Source organism: Paenibacillus sp. FSL R7-0652 (assembly GCF_038595045.1).
In the GTDB taxonomy this organism is placed as follows: domain Bacteria; phylum Bacillota; class Bacilli; order Paenibacillales; family Paenibacillaceae; genus Paenibacillus.
The window spans coordinates 735,240-752,335 of sequence record NZ_CP152001.1 but is presented as its reverse complement, the minus strand read 5'-3'; the positions used below and the strand labels follow the sequence as shown (position 1 = coordinate 752,335).

Annotated in this window: 15 protein-coding genes; 5 read left to right on the top strand and 10 right to left on the bottom strand. The window is 45.7% G+C overall.

Annotation, left to right across the window (positions count from 1 at the left end):
* Positions 1-310 precede the first annotated feature (310 nt).
* From MKY97_RS03530 to MKY97_RS03505, 6 genes are all read right to left on the bottom strand, one after another.
* A complete protein-coding gene (locus MKY97_RS03530; RefSeq protein WP_342556220.1) occupies positions 311-1,420 on the bottom strand; it encodes a rhamnogalacturonan acetylesterase in 1,110 nt (369 codons plus the stop codon).
* A 273-nt stretch (positions 1,421-1,693) separates the two neighbouring features.
* Entirely contained in the window at positions 1,694-2,533 is an 840-nt protein-coding gene (locus tag MKY97_RS03525; protein ID WP_342554139.1) for a carbohydrate ABC transporter permease, read from the bottom strand.
* A gap of 2 nt (positions 2,534-2,535) precedes the next feature.
* Positions 2,536-3,438: a sugar ABC transporter permease gene (locus MKY97_RS03520; protein ID WP_342554138.1), complete on the bottom strand. Its 903-nt coding sequence runs from the start codon at positions 3,436-3,438 to the stop codon at positions 2,536-2,538.
* Between the two features lie 142 nt (positions 3,439-3,580).
* Entirely contained in the window at positions 3,581-4,870 is a 1,290-nt protein-coding gene (locus MKY97_RS03515; protein ID WP_342554137.1) for a sugar ABC transporter substrate-binding protein, read from the bottom strand.
* A gap of 247 nt (positions 4,871-5,117) precedes the next feature.
* Positions 5,118-6,671, bottom strand: a complete 1,554-nt coding sequence (locus MKY97_RS03510; protein ID WP_342554136.1) for a response regulator — start codon at positions 6,669-6,671, stop codon at positions 5,118-5,120.
* Complete coding sequence (locus MKY97_RS03505) at positions 6,646-8,403, bottom strand: histidine kinase (protein ID WP_342556219.1); 1,758 nt, start codon at positions 8,401-8,403, stop codon at positions 6,646-6,648. The genes MKY97_RS03510 and MKY97_RS03505 overlap by 26 nt, the downstream gene beginning before the upstream one ends.
* 399 nt (positions 8,404-8,802) lie before the next feature.
* Here MKY97_RS03505 and MKY97_RS03500 point away from each other — a divergent pair, with 399 nt between their 5' ends.
* The 5 genes from MKY97_RS03500 to MKY97_RS03480 are packed head-to-tail and all read left to right on the top strand — an operon-like array spanning position 8,803 to position 12,878.
* Entirely contained in the window at positions 8,803-9,252 is a 450-nt protein-coding gene (locus MKY97_RS03500) for a multidrug efflux SMR transporter (RefSeq protein ID WP_342554135.1), read from the top strand.
* Positions 9,239-10,483 carry an aminotransferase class I/II-fold pyridoxal phosphate-dependent enzyme gene (locus MKY97_RS03495; RefSeq protein WP_342554134.1) on the top strand — a complete coding sequence of 415 codons (1,245 nt, stop codon included), beginning with the start codon at positions 9,239-9,241 and terminating at the stop codon, positions 10,481-10,483. Before MKY97_RS03500 ends, MKY97_RS03495 begins: the two co-directional genes overlap by 14 nt.
* Positions 10,484-10,511: 28 nt before the next feature.
* Positions 10,512-11,387, top strand: a complete 876-nt coding sequence (locus MKY97_RS03490; RefSeq protein ID WP_342554133.1) for a class I SAM-dependent methyltransferase — start codon at positions 10,512-10,514, stop codon at positions 11,385-11,387.
* Entirely contained in the window at positions 11,388-12,464 is a 1,077-nt protein-coding gene (locus MKY97_RS03485; protein ID WP_342554132.1) for an acyltransferase, read from the top strand.
* An 18-nt stretch (positions 12,465-12,482) separates the two neighbouring features.
* A complete protein-coding gene (locus tag MKY97_RS03480) occupies positions 12,483-12,878 on the top strand; it encodes a YvaD family protein (protein ID WP_342554131.1) in 396 nt (131 codons plus the stop codon).
* A 207-nt stretch (positions 12,879-13,085) separates the two neighbouring features.
* Here the strand turns inward: MKY97_RS03480 and MKY97_RS03475 are convergent, their stop codons facing one another.
* The 4 genes from MKY97_RS03475 to uvsE form a co-directional block, all read right to left on the bottom strand.
* Complete coding sequence (locus MKY97_RS03475; RefSeq protein ID WP_342554130.1) at positions 13,086-14,411, bottom strand: stalk domain-containing protein; 1,326 nt, start codon at positions 14,409-14,411, stop codon at positions 13,086-13,088.
* Between the two features lie 253 nt (positions 14,412-14,664).
* Complete coding sequence (locus MKY97_RS03470; protein ID WP_342554129.1) at positions 14,665-14,979, bottom strand: hypothetical protein; 315 nt, start codon at positions 14,977-14,979, stop codon at positions 14,665-14,667.
* 32 nt (positions 14,980-15,011) lie between these two features.
* Positions 15,012-15,875 carry an inositol monophosphatase family protein gene (locus tag MKY97_RS03465; RefSeq protein ID WP_342554128.1) on the bottom strand — a complete coding sequence of 288 codons (864 nt, stop codon included), beginning with the start codon at positions 15,873-15,875 and terminating at the stop codon, positions 15,012-15,014.
* A 108-nt stretch (positions 15,876-15,983) separates the two neighbouring features.
* On the bottom strand, positions 15,984-16,985 hold the full coding sequence (gene uvsE, locus MKY97_RS03460) for a UV DNA damage repair endonuclease UvsE (RefSeq protein WP_342556218.1): 1,002 nt from the start codon (positions 16,983-16,985) through the stop codon (positions 15,984-15,986).
* Positions 16,986-17,096 lie beyond the last annotated feature (111 nt).

The window sequence follows — 17,096 nt, the reverse complement described above, 5'->3', positions numbered from 1 at the left end:
GATCGGCTTCGGGCCGCTGTTGGTCCGGGATTTCTTTTATTCCCCTCTATGGGGGAAATCCCGGACCAAACGCGGACGCTTCGCTCCCTTTTACCGATTCCGCCCTCCTCGCTGCTTCGCTCACCCTCAACTGCTTTTAAAAGGCATGGCCTTCGCTTCGTTGGGCCACTTTCGCGTTTCATTTTTAACAGCTGCAGTTCAACTTAACTCTCAGACGCACAGGACTTAAAATCCTGTGGTATTAAATCTCAGTAACTTGTAAATTAGATCCTTACCACAACAATTTGTTCCTTATTCACTGCATTCGCTCTTATCTGAGGTACATCTGCAGCGGCTGCAAACGCAGCTCACGGATAGCTTCGGCCACCTGCTCTGCCAGCCGGCGTGCGCCTCGCTCCTGAAAATGTGTGTTATCTTCCACACCCGTTGGGAAGTTGATATATTCGCCGGGCAGTACCCACATAAAATCATCCTTGGTGCCTTCTTCACCCGTCTGCTCAAACATCAGACGGCTGCGTTCAGCCAAATCGATTAGCGGCACCTCTTCATCTGCCGCAAGTTCACGCACGGCGGTAATATAATCGCCGTGTGTATCGGTCAATGTACCTTCATCCGCGAAATAGCGCCGATGCACAGGTGTAATCAGCACCGGGCGAGCTTTAGCCTCGCGTGCGGCATCGATGTATTTTTTCAAATACTGCTTATAGGTGGTGAAAGGATCTGTTCCCCGTTCAGGGTCAGGCTTCTCATCGTTATGTCCGAATTGAATCCATAGAAAATCATCAGGTTTGATTCGCTGCATGATGGCATCCAAGCGACCTTCATGAATGAAACTCCGAGAGCTTCTGCCTGACTGTGCATGGTTATCCACGGCCACGTCATGTTTGAACTGTGCGGGCAGCAGCTGTCCCCAGCCGCAATACGGGTATCCGCTCTCTGGCTGATCCGTTACCGTTGAATCTCCCGCGAGAAACACGGTCATGGTCTGATTCGCCAGCGTAATCTCCAGTGCATTTATACGAGGTGCAGCCCCCGAAAATGTAAGCCGAAGACGCCCTCCTCGAACAACAACTGCAAACCTCATTTCAGCACATTGTCCGGCCACCGTGCGAATTGTAGGCAGCATCAGCCGGCCTTCTCCGGCTTTGACACAAGTAACCGTATCCGCAAGAAGATCTCCTGCGATCAGCAGCACCTGGTACGTCCCGTCCGGCACATCGACGATAAATGAAGCCTTGAGCGGGATGCAGAAGCTGGAACGCAGGCGGGCAGACATTGCTGCCTGCCCCTGCGGAGGATAAACCCTTTTTGAAGAAAACCCTTCCGTTTCCTGCTCATCATAACGCTGCTTCTCATATACCAGTGAACCCGGTTCAAATCCATATCCACTGCTCTCGTCGTATATCGTTGTGGACGACACAGCCGCATAGCCATCTGCTTTTCCTACATTCGTATGGATGCCTTCTTTGCCAGCTTCCTTATCGGATTTTCTCACAGCTGCAGTGGATACCGATGAGATTTCGAATCTATGATCAGCTTGAGCAATCGGACCAAAACTAAACTTCCACGAGGAACTCTTTTGTTCGGCTTGTTCTATCTGTTCTACTTGTTCTCCATGTTCTGCGTTTTCCAAGTCTGCTGCATCCACTAATTTTTCTCCTCCATGTATTATTGGTTTGATGCGCTGGCCTCGTTAACCCTTCAAACCGCTCGTGCTCATGCCCTGTACAATCTGTTTCTGGAAGATAAAAAATACGGCTACAACCGGAATCAGACTGACGATCGACATTGCAAACATCGCGCCCCAGTTGGAGGCGGATTCACTGTCCAGGAACATTTTGAGTGCCATCGATACGGTGTATTTGTCAGGCGAGTTCAGGTACAGCACCGGTCCTAGCAGGTCCTCCCATCTCCAGTAAAAGGAGAAGATTGCCGCTGTCGCCAGCGAAGATTTGATCAACGGCATGATGATTTGCACATAAAGTCTGAATTTGTTACAGCCATCAATCGTCGCTGCCTCATCCAATTCTTTCGGAATGGTACGAATAAACTGCACCATCAGGAAGATAAAAAACGGCATCCCGAAGAAGGTCGGAACAACAATCGGCAGAATCGTGTTCAGCCAGCCCAGTTTGGTAAAAATGATATACTGCGGAACCAATACGACGTCATGCGGCAGCATGAGCGTAAGCATCATCAGAGAGAACCAGAAGGTGCGGCCTTTGAAGTTCAGTCTGGCAAAACCGAACGCGATCAGGGAAGATGACAGCACTGCCCCGATCGTGGAAATGACTACAATGATCAGTGAATTGGCGATGTAATCCATGAATGGCCGTCCCGCCGTCCCTTTCCAGCCATCCACATAGTTGGACCAGATCCATTCCGTAGGAAACAGGCTTTCTGCTGTTACAAAAATCGTCCGGCTTTCCTTAAATGAACTGAACAGCATCCACAGCACCGGGTACAGCATCAGGAGGGCAAGCGCAGCAACGAACAGATGGTAGATTGGCCATTTGACATTTCTCCACACCATGATCATTTCCCTCCTTCAGATTCGTAGAATACCCATAACTTGGATGTCAGGAACACAGCTGCCGTAAGCACACCAATCATGATTAACATGACCCAGGCCATCGCGGAAGCATAACCCATGTTGTTAAACATAAACGCCTGACGGAACAGATAGAGCGAGTACAGCATCGTACCGTCCATTGGACCGCCCTCGCCTTTTGAAATGATGTAAGCAGGCACAAAGGTCATAAATGCACCGATCGTCTGCATAATCAGATTGAACAGTACAATTGGACTGAGCAGCGGCAGCGTAATGCTGAAAAATTTGCGAACCGGATTCGCGCCGTCCACACCTGCAGCCTCATACATCTCAGGGGAAATATTTTTGAGTCCTGCCAGAAAGATCAGCATCGAAGAACCAAACTGCCACACCGACAACGAGATCAGCATGACTAGTGCCGCGTCCGGGTCGCCAAACCAGCTGATCGGCCCAATACCGATAGCTGTCATCGCACTGTTGATGACCCCTTCATTGCTGAACAGGTTACGCCACATAATAGATACGGCCACACTACCGCCGATGATGGAAGGCAGATAGTACAGTGTACGGTACGTTCCCACCATGCGAGAGCCCGTATTCAGAATCATCGCGACAAAGAGGGCAAAGATCAGCCTTAACGGCACCCCGATGAACACATATAAAAAGGTAACCTTGACCGAATTCCAATATTTCGGATCATCAAAAAACATCTTGGTATAATTGTCCAGCCCGATCCACCTTGGAGAGGTGAACAGGTTATAACTCGTAAACGACATATATAAGGAAACAAACATCGGAATGAGCGTAAATCCGAGGAACCCGATGATAAACGGGCTGATAAACGCATATCCTGTCAAGTTTCGGCGCAATGATGAATACTGCCTCAAGTGAAACGTACCTCCTTCATGGATCAGCCTGCTGCTGCACTTTTATGTCACAGACGGGACGGGGAAAGGCCCTCGCCGTTCAGCGAGCAGCCCCGTTCCCGTCCATCCCTGCATGCGGGACGAGCAAGCTATCTTTCAACTGTTATTTATTGTTTGCTAGCACGGCCTCTGCATTTTTGCGGAAAGTCTGTGCCGCCTGTTCGGCAGTAATCTTGCCAAAATTCAGCTCTTCCACCACATCTGCCAGGGAGGAAATCACTTCAGGTGATCCAACCGGTGGTGGTGGGCTCATTGGCGAAGCTTTCGGTTCCATCGATGCCACGAATTCAAATACCTGCTTCGTCGCGTCACTCAGTTCAGGAGCAATGGCCTCTTTGATTTTCCCAGAAATCGGCACACCGCGCTCCCCTTTGATCAGTTTGTTCGCCTCTTCGTCATTCACCCAGAAATCAATGAACTTTGCCGCTTCTTCTTTCACTTTGGAGTTGGACGTTACACCCCAATACATACTTGGCTGCATATAAAGTCCTTTTTCCATGTCTGGTCCCGGCATTGGCGCAATCGCGAGTGGACGATTAGCTACCTGCTGCAGAGCTACAAACTGGTTAGACCACTGCCATACCCCGATGCCTTTTTCCTTGACCAGATCCGACTCTTCGATGATGCCTTTCGTCTGGTTAGCCACATCCGGTGAAGGAGCTGCCTTCTGCTCAATCATCCGCTGCATCAATCCGAAGAATTCTACGAATAGAGCATCGTCATCATAACCAAGCCCGGTTCCTTCTGGGTTGTAGAGTGATTTGCCTTTGGTACGCAGGAAATAGTGGAAGAAGATATCCGGCGCTACGCCGCCATCCAGATACAGCCCCTTCTCCGCTGCCTGCTTGCCAAGCGCTTCGTAGGATTCCCATGTCAGATTTTCCGGCATGGTATCTACGCCAGCTTTCTTGAGCAGTGCCGGATCATATTGAAAACCAAGTACGTTCACCCCGGCAGGTACACCGTACTGTTTGCCGTTAATTACACCTGTGCTGATGACATTCTCAGCTACATCATCCACCTTGATCTGGCTGCCCAGATACGGTGCGAGATCCTCAAGCTGACCGTTCTGTGCATATTGACTGATGTAGGAAATATCCATCTGAATAATGTCAGGCAGCTGGTTGGCTGCGGCTTGCGGAGCAAGCTTTTTCCAGTAGTCGTCAAAAGAAGCATATTCCACATCAATTTTGACGTTTGGATTTTTCGTTTTATACAGGTCGATGACCTTCTGTGTATATTCATGCCTTGTATCCGAGCCCCACCAGGCGATACGCAGGTTTACCGAATCATCCTTGCTCCCGGATCCCTGCTCGCTGCCTCCACCTGAGCTGCACGCTGCTGTAAACACAAGTAACGCAGCCATCACCAGGAATATTGCCTTTTTCACCATGTCAATCTCCCCTTTTTATGCTGATATGGTATTGTGAACGGGTTATCTCCATCTTGTTATCGATACACTGATAACGCTTTCACAAACTTGATAATGCCATTTTCGCAAAAGTACGATCCAAGTTGAATACACAAAACCGTCTTGTTGGTTCAAAAAACAGAGGAGGACATTCCCTGACGCTGCAAGCGCCGGTTGTCCTCCTCCTGAAAATATGGATCTGCGCAGCTCCACCACTGCCAATTCACTGTTAGATGCCGAATCTGCGGAATTCGGTAGGTGTCATTCCGGTCCATTTTTTGAACACCTGACTGAAATATTGCGAATTGCCTCCAAATCCGAACAGCTCCGCCAGCTCAAAAACCTTCACATCCCCGCCTCTGCGGATATGTTCACAAGCCCGTTCGATGCGCAGACGATTAACGTAATTGGAGAAATTTTCGCCAGTAACTTTTTTGAAAATTTTACCGAGGTAATCGGGATTCATATATAACATCTGATGAGCCACTCCACTTAAGGAAAGATCAGCCTCACCATAATGACGGTCTACGATGTCCATCATCTTCTCCACTGCCGAAGATTGGCGGATGATGTAATTTTTATAATAACCCGCGGTTAACCGGGTGGCACTGTCTGCGACAAATGCTTTTAAACCGGGCAGTGTATCCATATGTGTCAGTTCTGCCATCCGCTGCGTGAAATCCGCAGCCTCTTCAGGTGGGCAGACTTGAATCATCGCCGAGTACAGCTGCACGACATACGCGCGTGTAACCTCAATATCCAGCTTCTGTTCGGCCAGCTGCTCGAACAGACGGTGCACTTCAGCGGCAGCCTCCTCCGCATTCCCGGATTTAATCAGCTGGCACAGCTGTTCGGCATCCCGCTCCACATACACACCGTCGCACTCCCCTGCCAGTACTACATCCTCTTTGGTAATGAGCTTACCTTCCCCGATGAAAAAACGATGATTCAAGTACTGCATCACCTCGCGGAACAACCGACGGGACTGAGCCATCTGGTCGGCTTCACTAAGTGCGGCGGTGACCTCCAGCTTATATAGACGGGTAAAAGCCTGGCGGACTGCTTCAATTCGCTCCTGCAGTACCTGCAGCTCTACTGGTTCTGCCAGGACAATCAGGAGCTTGCCTTCAATGGTTGTGCTTAACAAAACGTCAGGAAGCATGTCAGCCGCTATATTTTTAATCGCAAACAAATGACTGTAATCATGCTCCTCCACAATACGAACCAGCAGTAACCGAACGCTTTTCTGCTGCAGCTCCAGATTGAATAGGTCCTGATAATATTCCAGATCCATCGGCCCATATGTACGATTGGTCATATACTCCAGCAAAAACTGTTCTTTCACATGGGGAAGTACTCGCTGCAGCCGCTGCTTCATTTCCCCTGCAGCATGCTCTTTCACCTGTGCATCCTGACGCTCCTGCAGCAGCTCGATCAAGGCATCGTGGATCTGATTTTCATTACAGGGCTTAAGCAGATAATGCTTCACCCCATACTGCATCGCCTTGCGAGCATATTCAAATTCCTTATAGCCGGACAGCATAATAAATCGCACAGCGGGATAGGCCTCAGATGCTTTCTCGATCAGACCCAGCCCATCCAGACCCGGCATGGAGATATCGGTAATGATAATATCCGGTTTGGAGCTTTCGATCTTCCCCAGCGCCTCGACACCGTTTCTGGCCGTCTCCACAAGCTCTGTCCCTGCAGCCGCCCAGTCAACGACCTGAGAAATCCCCTCCAGTATGACACGTTCATCATCTACGAGCATCACTTTGTACATCGTCATCGTCCTCTCTGATCCAAGGTATGCTGATCGATACTACAGTTCCTGATCCGGGCTTGCTGCTTATGCTCATGATGCCTTCGTCACCAAAGGTCAGCCTGAGACGTTCCTGGATGTTCGTAAGGCCTATGCCCTGTCCTCTGGTCTGAATCTGTCCTTCCTGCAAACGTTCCATAAATTCGGAAGTCATGCCCGGCCCGTTATCCTCTACCTCAATCCGGATATACTCTCCTTCTGCTCTGGCACGAATTCGAATCTGGCATGGCTCGATACTCGGTTCAAGTGCATAATGAATGGCATTCTCTACAAGCGGCTGCAGCGTTAACTTCGGAATTCTGGCTGTTCCAGCCTCAGGTGCGATATGCATGTCAAAATCAAGTCTTTCTTCAAACCGGGTACGCTGAATGGTAACGTAGCTGCGCACGATATCCAGCTCACGTTCCAGTGTAATCCACTTTTCGGACATATTGACCGAGCTTCGCAGCAGAAAGCCCAGCGCCTCGACCATCTCCGAAATTTGATGCTGCTTCTGTACTTTGGCAAGCCAGTTGATGGATTCAAGGGTATTGTACAAAAAATGCGGATTAATCTGCGCTTGAAGCGCTTTCAATTCCGTCTCGCGAATAACGAGCTGCTTTGCATAATTTTCATCAATCAGCTCTCGAATCCGCTGCAGCATCATCTTGAAGGTTCGATGCAGCAGTCCCACTTCGTTCTGCGGAGATACGGGAACGCTGCCAAGAGCGGCTTCTTCCAGTTTATCCAGGTCTCCCTTTTCAATATTACGCATTTTCTTAATCAAACGGGCGATCGGATGGGTGATACTGCGCGAGAATTTGGCTCCGAACATTAGAGCGACCAGGAAAATCATAATAAAAATGGCCATGACGAGCTGTTTGACAAACTGAATCTGCTTGAACATCTGATCGAATGGCGTGGTGTATAAGTAATTCCAGCTGGTATACGAGGAGTTAGCTCTCGCAACAAAAAATTTGCCCTGTTCTAACGTGGCGATTCCGTAAGGCTGCGTCCGCTTCAGCTCTTCTGCTATTTCGGACCTGCTGACCGTGGATTCGGTCGGATAGATGACCTCTGTCCCGTCAATAATCAGCAGCTGGGAGTCCTCAGCCGGTTCCTGCATCTGATCCTGTACGATGCGGTCCAGCCGCACACGGATAATCAGGGTGCCCAGCTTCTCCAGCGTAAATGCACCGCCAGTGAAAGACTTTACCTGTCTGACTGACATTAATCTGGCCTGCTGATCTCCACTCGCCTGCCAAACATTGGATCCGGCATACTGCTCTCCCAGCGAGATCAATTCCTTTTGCTTCTCCGCAGAGATGCCTTCCCGGTTACCTGCAGCCATCACATTGTTATCGTTGTCGATAAAAATCATGGAGTACACGTATTTCTCGGAACCCGCGTAGGCCACGAGGCGATTGGTAATTTTTTTGCGCAGACCGTTACGCTCATACCCCGTTTCGGACTTCTCCAGCTGCAGCAAATATTGCTGCAGGGGCTCATCCGACATCACTTTGAAAGATAAATTGGATAACTCGCGCAGCTTGTTTTCAATGCCGACGGAAGACATGTTGAGCACCTGTGATGACTTCTCATAGATCTGGCGGTCATAGATATTCAATACGTACTGCATGACAGATACATAGAAAGCAAAACTGATTAACATCAAAAAGCCAATCAGCAGCATCGTTTTGTGATGGATAGGCATTGTATTGAAAGCGTTTTTAATTTTACGCACTCAGGAGCGCTCCTTTGCTTGGCGAAGGGTGCGTTCGCCCAAAATGCTTCTGATTTTCTGTAAGTTATTTTGATATTTACACATTAATAGACAGATGACAAGTCATATTTAAATCTCGCATACCTTTCCCAGCATAGACTCCAATTTTCATGCAATTTCTCACCCATGTTCTATTGTGTAAAAACATATAAAACATTGTGATAAATATTTTCTTACCAGTAAGAGATAGACTCGACTCTATTCTATTCATTTAAAGTTTAATGGAAATACATTTAATCGTTCATAGACTTTACATCTTTTTTTAGTAGAAGGTGTTTTATTTTTACATTTTTTCTGTTATATATATATCTAGAGACATAAAGTAATTATATGAAGAAAAGGAATTATTTATTTAAACTTTTATCTTTGTCAAATCCAAGCTTATTATTCCTTAATAATAAGGAGGTGATTATTGTCGAGTGGGTCTATTTAGTATTGGCAATTATATTTGAAGTAGCCGGCACCACAAGTATGAAACTTTCCAATGGTTTCACCAAACTTATCCCCAGCATACTTTTGATTGTATTTTACTTAGGAAGTTTGTCCTTTCTTACATTAACTCTAAAAAAAATCGATGTTTCCGTTGCTTATGCAGTATGGTCAGGAATGGGAATCGTCTTTATCTCTTGCATTGGTCTTTTATATTTTAACGAACGCTTCTCTCTTGTGAAGTTTATTGCAATTGTTTTAATTATTGTTGGTGTAGTTACATTAAATCTTACCAAAGATCAGCAAACTAATAGCCAAGAAGAGGCTAAGTATAGTAGTGAAATTAATTGATATTGGAGAGATTACATTGGATATATTCCATAAATGTATGAACTGGGAAGTAGTAAAGAATATGCGTGCTAATGACTCTTATCCGTATTTTAAACCTATTCAAGAAAAGATGGGTACAACAGCCATTGTTGATAATCAACATATGATTATGCTTGGGTCAAATGACTATATAGGATTATCAAGCGATGTAAGACTTACTCAAGCAGCTGCTGAAGCAATGAAAGATTACGGCACATCATCATGCGGCTCCAGATTCTTAAATGGAACCCTTCCACTGCATTTAGAATTAGAAACTGAGTTAGCAGCATTTTTAAATCGTGATCGAGCTATTGTATTTTCAACAGGATACCAAACAAACCTCGGGGTCATCTCAGCAATCATGGGACGTAACGATATTGCTATCGTTGATCGACAAGTGCATGCCTCAATTGTTGATGGACTCCGCCTCTCCTCTTGTAAAACATTACGATTCAAACATAATGATATGAATGATCTTGAAACGAAACTAAAGGCTGCTCCAAAAGATACAGGTAAACTAATAATAGTTGACGGTGTATTTAGTATGGAGGGGGATATCTCCAATCTTAAAACCATTGTTGCGCTTAAGGAGCAATACGGTGCCAGATTACTTGTAGATGATGCCCATGGAGTCGGAGTTCTTGGTATCAACGGAAGGGGAACAGGAGAGTATCTGGATGTGGAATCCAAGATAGATCTTATAACGGGAACATTCAGCAAGTCTTTTGGTAGTCTGGGAGGTTTTGTGGCTGGTGATGAAGAGATTGTTGATTATATTCTTCACAAGGGAAGAAGCATGATTTTTAGTGCGAGTATGACACCTGCGAGTACTGCTGCATGTCTTAAAGCACTTGAGATTATTAGAAACGAACCTGAACGTCGAGATCGACTTCACAGACATACCAAAAAGATGGTTGAAGGTTTACGAGATTTAGGATTCAATACCGGGAATAGCCAGACGCCCATTATTCCCATACATGTAGGCAGTGCGATGAAAACCTTTATTTTTTGGAAAGCCTTAATGGATGCAGGTATTTATACAAACCCGGTAATTTCTCCAGCAGTCCAAGAAGGCGGAGAAATGATTCGTATTTCTTTAATGGCGACACATACCTCTGAGCAGCTTGATGAATCTTTACATATTTTCGAGGATATAGGGCGGGAATTAAAACTAAGCAGTGGAAAGGAAAGTATTCCTCTACTAAATAGCTAAAAGTAACTTATAAGGAGAATTATATCCTATGCTTAATAAACTCGAATTGCTCTTTCGTATGGTTTGGTACAAAATGACCAACAAACACGCAAATAACACAAAAGATTATGATAAAGCAAGCGGAGATTACGATTCTTTTTTCTCTAAAATTATGGGAGAGCATTCAATTCATTTACTAGATAAAATAAACATTACTCCTGGTCAAGATATTCTAGAACTAGCTTGTGGTACCGGTTATATCACTAACGAAATCGCTCAGAGGCTCCAAGGTAAGGGATCAATTACTACAGTGGACCTTTCCAATGGCATGCTTGAGGTTGCTCGCTCGAAATTATTAAACTACCCTTCTCTAAAAGTTAATCTGCAGCTGAATGATATGATGACCTTCCTTAAACAGACACCCAGTTCCAGCTTTGATACTGTAGTCTGTGGTTGGGCCATCTGTTATACCAATCCTGTACTTTTTATGAGAGAAGTAAAGCGTGTATTAAAACCAGAAGGAAAGGTAGGAATAATAGAGACACGAGTTGATTCTGAGAAGGTACTTATGGATGCATTCGAGAAAGTTTTAAGTTTAAACCCTTCTTACCTGCAGCGCTATATTAAGGTAGAACTACCGCAGAATCCTACAGTATTAAACAAATGGTTTTTACGAGGAAATTTACAGACGTTACATTCATGGGAAGGAGAGCAGCCTATACCGTGCCAATCATCGGACGATGCTATGGAGTGGGTCTTACGTTCAGGTGCAGCAGCAGGTTTTTTAGATGTCATCGATCGAGAGAAAGAAGATGAAATTTTGGATCAAATTAAGAAACAGCTCGATCACGTGCTGCATTTAGAGAAAAAGCTCGATTTGTCCCATACCTTTGTTGCAGGCATTGCTCGAAAGGAAATCTCTTAAATGAATAAGAAGATTTTATATCTGGATAATATAAAGTCTTTTATGGCAGTGCTGGTAATTGTATTTCATACAAACAGTGCTTACGGGGCTGAAGGTGGCTGGTATTATGTTGAACTATCCAACGATGAACTATCCAAAACGATTCTTACCTTTGTTAATGCTGTATGCCAGACATTTTTCATGGGTCTATTCTTTTTTATATCAGCTTATTTTACACCACCTTCATTTGATAAAAAAGGATTCTATCCTTATATAAAAGGAAGAGTCTTCAAGTTACTTATTCCCGCTTTATTCTATTACTTTATTCTTAATCCTTTTTGTATATTTTTGGTAGAACCTCAGTCACATCTTTCCTTATCTTCTTTTGGGTTTTACAACATGTGGTTCATTATGGCTCTGTTTTATTTTTCCTCAATCTATGGCTTGGTACGAAAATGGTTTGGAGGCTTTACTGTAAAAATAAACTTCCCATCCAAAATAGGCATATTGTATTTCATCCTATTAATAGGATCTTTGAATTTTGTAACAAGATTAATCTTTCCTACCAATATGTTATATATACATGATTTTTCCTTGGGATACTTTCCACAGTATATTATGTTATTTTGGCTCGGCACCGTTGCTTACAGGAATAACTGGCTAGATCAGATAGACTCGCTTCTCACGAGCTTTTATTTCCGCATCTCTTTAATAACTATTGTGACTTTGCCTGCAGCATTTTTACTCATTGATTTGTACGGAGGAAGTCTCGATTCCTTTTATGGAGGATTCACCTTTGAATCTCTTTATTATTCTTTTTGGGAGCCGTTTACATCTATTGGGATTATTCTAAAAATAATCACTGTCTTTAAGACAAAGTTCAATTTTACTAATTCATTTTTATCCAGATTCAACCGTTCAAGCTATGCAATTTATATTTTTCAAGCTCCTATAATTGTATCTTTACAACTAGCTCTACAAACCATTGATGTGAATATTATAATCAAGGTTATGCTGGTGAGTAGTGTCACATTAATAATTTCGTTTTATTTAAGCCGTTTTCTCTTAAAAAATAAAATGTTGAATCAAATGATATGATGATTGGGAAGGAGTAACATGAAAATTTTAAAACCCTTTTTTTTGGTCACCGATATAGGTTTTATCGTCTACTGGATTATCATATATTTCCAAATCATACCTGACTCTTGGGCTTTTAAAGACTATACTAATCCCATTATGATCAACTGGAACTGGTCCTTTTTTCCTTTGGATATTCTTATCTCAATTACAGGTTTGAGCAGTCTTTATTTATATCAACGAAGCAACCCTTTATGGAGACCATGGTCACTCATATCTCTAGTCCTAACCTTTTGCTCCGGGCTGCAGGCAATTGCCTTCTGGGCATATGCTGGCGATTTCGATATTTATTGGTGGGGATTTAATTTGTATTTAATGATATATCCACTGTTTTTCTTAAAGACTGTCATGAAACCTCAAAAAAATGCAATATAAAAACTGACTCCACACTTTTGTTCACAGCTAACTCCTTGTAGTCATAGCTAAACGGTGAAGAAGTTACTTATTATTTCAGGTAGAACCAAAGTGCATAATTATAGCAAATAGCCTTAGTCCTAATTCTTCAGGACTAAGGCTATTTGATTTAGTTGGAAGCGCCCGTTAACTATTTTATTCATTTAAACGCTAATGAAATCATAGTTTCTACGGATTTACAAATACCGTTTTGAGCTTCGCGATGTACTGCACGTCAAAACCAAGACCTTCAGCCACCATAGCTACTGGTACATAGGTTTTGGATTCCTTACCTACTTTGTTCAGGAAAGCCGGGGTGTCCACAGCAACGGATGTGCCATTCACTTTTAAGGCATTAGCTCCGATCTTCACAGCTACTTTGCGGTCACCGTAAGTAATGGTTGCGGTTGCGGTTTTATTATCCCACACTGTTTTGGCTCCTACGGCGTTCACAATGTCCTGAATTGCCACAAAGTTTTTGCCGTTGCGGATAATCGGTTTATATGGAGTGTTGAGTGTTTTGCCGCTGACAATGATGTTCATCGGTTGACCTGCATCTGGTGCAGCCAGTTTGGTGTAGTCGCCCCAGATTGTTTTGGCAAACTCTTCAGCAATGGCAGCATATCCGAATTGATTCGGGTGAAAATCACGGTCTTTGATCATATGTGTCATCGTGCCTTCACCGCCAACAAAATCTTTGGCTACATGAGCTACTTTCACATCTGTACCCTGAGCTGCGAACTGAGCGGCAATGCCGTCAATCGTTTGTGTAAAGCCCTGGGAAGCCTGCATCAGCTTGGCATACAGCTCTTTGCCAGCGACTTCCGGCATCGGCTGGTACTGATCTGCAATGACGATCCGGGCCGATGGATTAACTGCATGAATATTATTAATGATCGCAGTAACATTGGTTGTATACGTGGCCAGCAGCTCTTTCACTTTCTCCTGCAGCTCCTGATCGCTCAAGGTGTTCGCTGTACCAAGCAGCTCGGATACGTCATTGCCACCAATCGTCATCGCTACGAGATTGGCCTGTGCAATGCTTTCACGGATGGAAGCCGTGTTTGCACCAATCTGACCGGCTCTCGGATCAGGCAGGTTAGGCTGAATTGCATCCGCAGTAAGCGTCTCTCCTTCGTTAACGGCATCAGTAAAGTTCTTCAGACCGCTGGTCTTAAGTCCGGCGATACCGAAGTTATCTACCTGTGTACGCCCATGCAGCAGACCTTGTTCCTGCAAACGCTCAACATAACCATATGGGGCAGTGGTCATCTTAGGCTCATACCCTACAGTAATGGAGTCACCCAGTGTAACGATGCGGAACTCTTTCGTCACTGCCGCTGCATCTTTCTTCGGTGCAGTCTTCGATGTTTCGTCCGAAGCCACAGGTAATACGCTCGTTTTGGCATCAGCAGCATGTGCAGGCAATGCGGACGATGTGAACAGCAGCATACCCGCCAGCATACTGGCTGAGAGACCTGCAGCTGTGTTTTTCCATATCCGTTTACGTTTCATTCTAGTGAACACTCCTTTGGTTGCATCTATATTTCACACAATTATATAGTAAGTCAGTCATTCTGATGACATATGCTTGTGTAAAACTATTCTATCATCTTGGAGCAGGTCCTGTCCTCTTTCCTATAAATGGGCATAAAATAACAGACTCCCCATCGTTGGGAAGTCCGTTAATCATACAATTCATCTCTATTGAGTGCCTTAGGGTCCAGGGTTTATGAATGATCATACGTTTTGTTTTGTGCGGGCTCATTTACTCTTGTCCCTGCCCTGAGTCTGCACCTTGGCCTGTAACTTGGTCTGGATCTGACAATGGTTTGCCATTCGCCTTTGTTTTCGACCCGGCAGCACGTTCCAGATAGCGATCATAGCGGTCATCCAGTTCCCGAGCCATAGTGCGAAACTTTAATGTTTCCTCCACGATCGGGTCTCGTTCCGTCTGAATGCGCACCTCGTATTTGGGAGGAATGAGCTGACGTTCCTGCTCTTCAGCATCGACGGATGCTTCCATGTCTCCTTCCGTCAGCATGTCGCTAAGCCGTTGTTCAAGTTCTTTGGACTCATCCATTGTTATTCGCTCCTTCACTAAAGTGTGTCTACTTATTCCAAACCTGTAGCCTTGGCTTCCTTCAACACATTGGTCAATGCATCATGAACCTTGCCGTTGCTGGCAGCGATATGGTTTACCGCCAGTGTATATGGTGTTCCAACGGTATCCGTGACCTTACCACCGGATTCCGCTACCAGCAGTGCTCCTGCGGCAATATCCCACGGCTTGAGGCCAACTTCCGTATAGGCACTCAGCCGTCCTGCGGCAACGTAAGCCAGATGAATTGCAGCGGAGCCGCCTGCACGCAGGTTGCGAACCTGCGGAGCAAGGGCCTGAACAGCAGCCATATTCAGCGGCAGCGCAAACGTGGTATCTGCCGGGAAGCCTACCGCCACAAGGCTCTGTGCAAGTGTTTCTTCACCCGATACCGTCATCCGGTTTCCGTGCACGTAGGCTCCTTTCCCTTTTTCAGCAACAAATAATTCGTCCCGGGAAGGGTCATAGATGACACCCACGATAACTTCGCCCTTATGTGCCAGCGCAATGGAAACCGAATAGAATGGGAATCCGTGCACAAAGTTCGTCGTGCCATCCACCGGATCCACAATCCAGAGGTACTCCTCCTCTGCTGCCTCTTTCAGCGCTCTTGCTGAAGCTTCAGGTCCTGGTTCGACTCCTTCCTCACCCAGAACAGCGTGATCTGGAAAATGGGTTAGAATCAGGCGGCGAATCATCTGCTCCGCGCCTTTATCGACTTCGGTTACCAAATCCTGCGGAGAATATTTGGTTCCTAGTTCACTTACCGTACCCAGACGGCTCTTGATCCACTCGCCCGCCTTGGATGCGGCATTAATGGCAACGGCAGTATAGCTTTTGCTTGTCACGACATAAGGTACCTTTTCCTTTTCACTCAAAGCGTTCACTCTACTTTCTATATCAATCTACGAAAAAGTTAAAATACTTGTTAGAAGTATACGTCCGAGCGTGTGTAAAGTTTCTTACCGCCCAAGCCCCTTTTGGCTTCAGGGATGGATGCGAACGGTGGACTCATCTACCCACTCCACACCCTCATTCTGATAGAAAGCCAGTTTCTGCATCAGCTGCACCAGAGCCTCATCCTTACGTTTCGCCTCAATCATTACATCAAGGGCTGGGGTATCTGCCGCAATATGACGCAGAAAATCAAGCAGCGGCTCAACCTCGACTCCATCCGCATGGCCACGAAGGTCCTTCTCGCTCTTCGGGCTGGAGACATGAATTTTCGGTACCAGCGGCTTATCCGCTGGCGCATCGGCCTGTGCGAGCGGTGACTGCCAAGTCTTTAAAATATCCGGCCACAGCTCCCATGGCTGCTCGCCTTCATTGTTCACCCACTGATGATGGATATCAAGTACCATAGGCAGGCCGAGGTTCTGACATACTGCCAGCGTTTCGGGCGAATTGAAGGTTTTATCATCATTTTCAAGCGTCAATCGCTCCTGGATGTCAAGGTCCAGTTCTGAAAAATTCTCCTCAAAACGCCGTGCTGCCGAAGGCTTGTCCCCGTATGCACCACCAATATGAATATTGTTCTTGGCTGTAGCATTGAGGCCCATGGCATTCAGCATCCGGACATGATGACGCAGATCCTTCATTGAGCTGCGCAGCACCTCTTCACGAGGCGTACTCAGCACGGTAAAATGATCCGGATGAAAGGAGACGCGCATCTCGTTTTCCTTCACAAAATGACCGATAGCTTCAAAATCCGGCTTCAGTGCCGGGAACGGGTCCCAGTCACTTAAGTCCTCATGGGTTGCAAGTGGAATCAATTTCGAAGAAAAGCGATATACATGAATATGGCTGCCTTTATTATGCCTGAGCAAACGTAATGTATTGTGCAGGTTCTCGGCTGCAATGCGTTCCAGCTTGCGAAGAGCCGCTTCCCTGTCGTCGATTTTTTTAAAACTGGCCATCGTCATGGTCCGTGAAGGCGAAGCATTCTCCACGAGCACCGACATCGCCACGTAACCGAAACGTACAAGCATCATTTTCTTCCTCTCTGTTTAGGGCGGACAGACCGCACGGCTGCAGCAGCCGCGAAGATAAGCCGACACGGTATATAACCAAGTTTTACCCTAAACAAGGGACCATAATCG

Bases quoted from the DNA above. Each gene is read 5' to 3' on its own strand.
- MKY97_RS03470 (WP_342554129.1), bottom strand. From the start codon at position 14,979: ATGGATGAGTCCAAAGAACTTGAACAACGGCTTAGCGACATGCTGACG.
- MKY97_RS03490 (WP_342554133.1), top strand. From the start codon at position 10,512: ATGCTTAATAAACTCGAATTGCTCTTTCGTATGGTTTGGTACAAAATG.
- MKY97_RS03505 (WP_342556219.1), bottom strand. From the start codon at position 8,403: ATGCCTATCCATCACAAAACGATGCTGCTGATTGGCTTTTTGATGTTA.
- MKY97_RS03485 (WP_342554132.1), top strand. From the start codon at position 11,388: ATGAATAAGAAGATTTTATATCTGGATAATATAAAGTCTTTTATGGCA.
- MKY97_RS03475 (WP_342554130.1), bottom strand. From the start codon at position 14,411: ATGAAACGTAAACGGATATGGAAAAACACAGCTGCAGGTCTCTCAGCC.
- MKY97_RS03480 (WP_342554131.1), top strand. From the start codon at position 12,483: ATGAAAATTTTAAAACCCTTTTTTTTGGTCACCGATATAGGTTTTATC.
- uvsE (WP_342556218.1), bottom strand. From the start codon at position 16,985: ATGCTTGTACGTTTCGGTTACGTGGCGATGTCGGTGCTCGTGGAGAAT.
- MKY97_RS03510 (WP_342554136.1), bottom strand. From the start codon at position 6,671: ATGTACAAAGTGATGCTCGTAGATGATGAACGTGTCATACTGGAGGGG.
- MKY97_RS03500 (WP_342554135.1), top strand. From the start codon at position 8,803: ATGAAGAAAAGGAATTATTTATTTAAACTTTTATCTTTGTCAAATCCA.
- MKY97_RS03515 (WP_342554137.1), bottom strand. From the start codon at position 4,870: ATGGTGAAAAAGGCAATATTCCTGGTGATGGCTGCGTTACTTGTGTTT.
- MKY97_RS03525 (WP_342554139.1), bottom strand. From the start codon at position 2,533: ATGGTGTGGAGAAATGTCAAATGGCCAATCTACCATCTGTTCGTTGCT.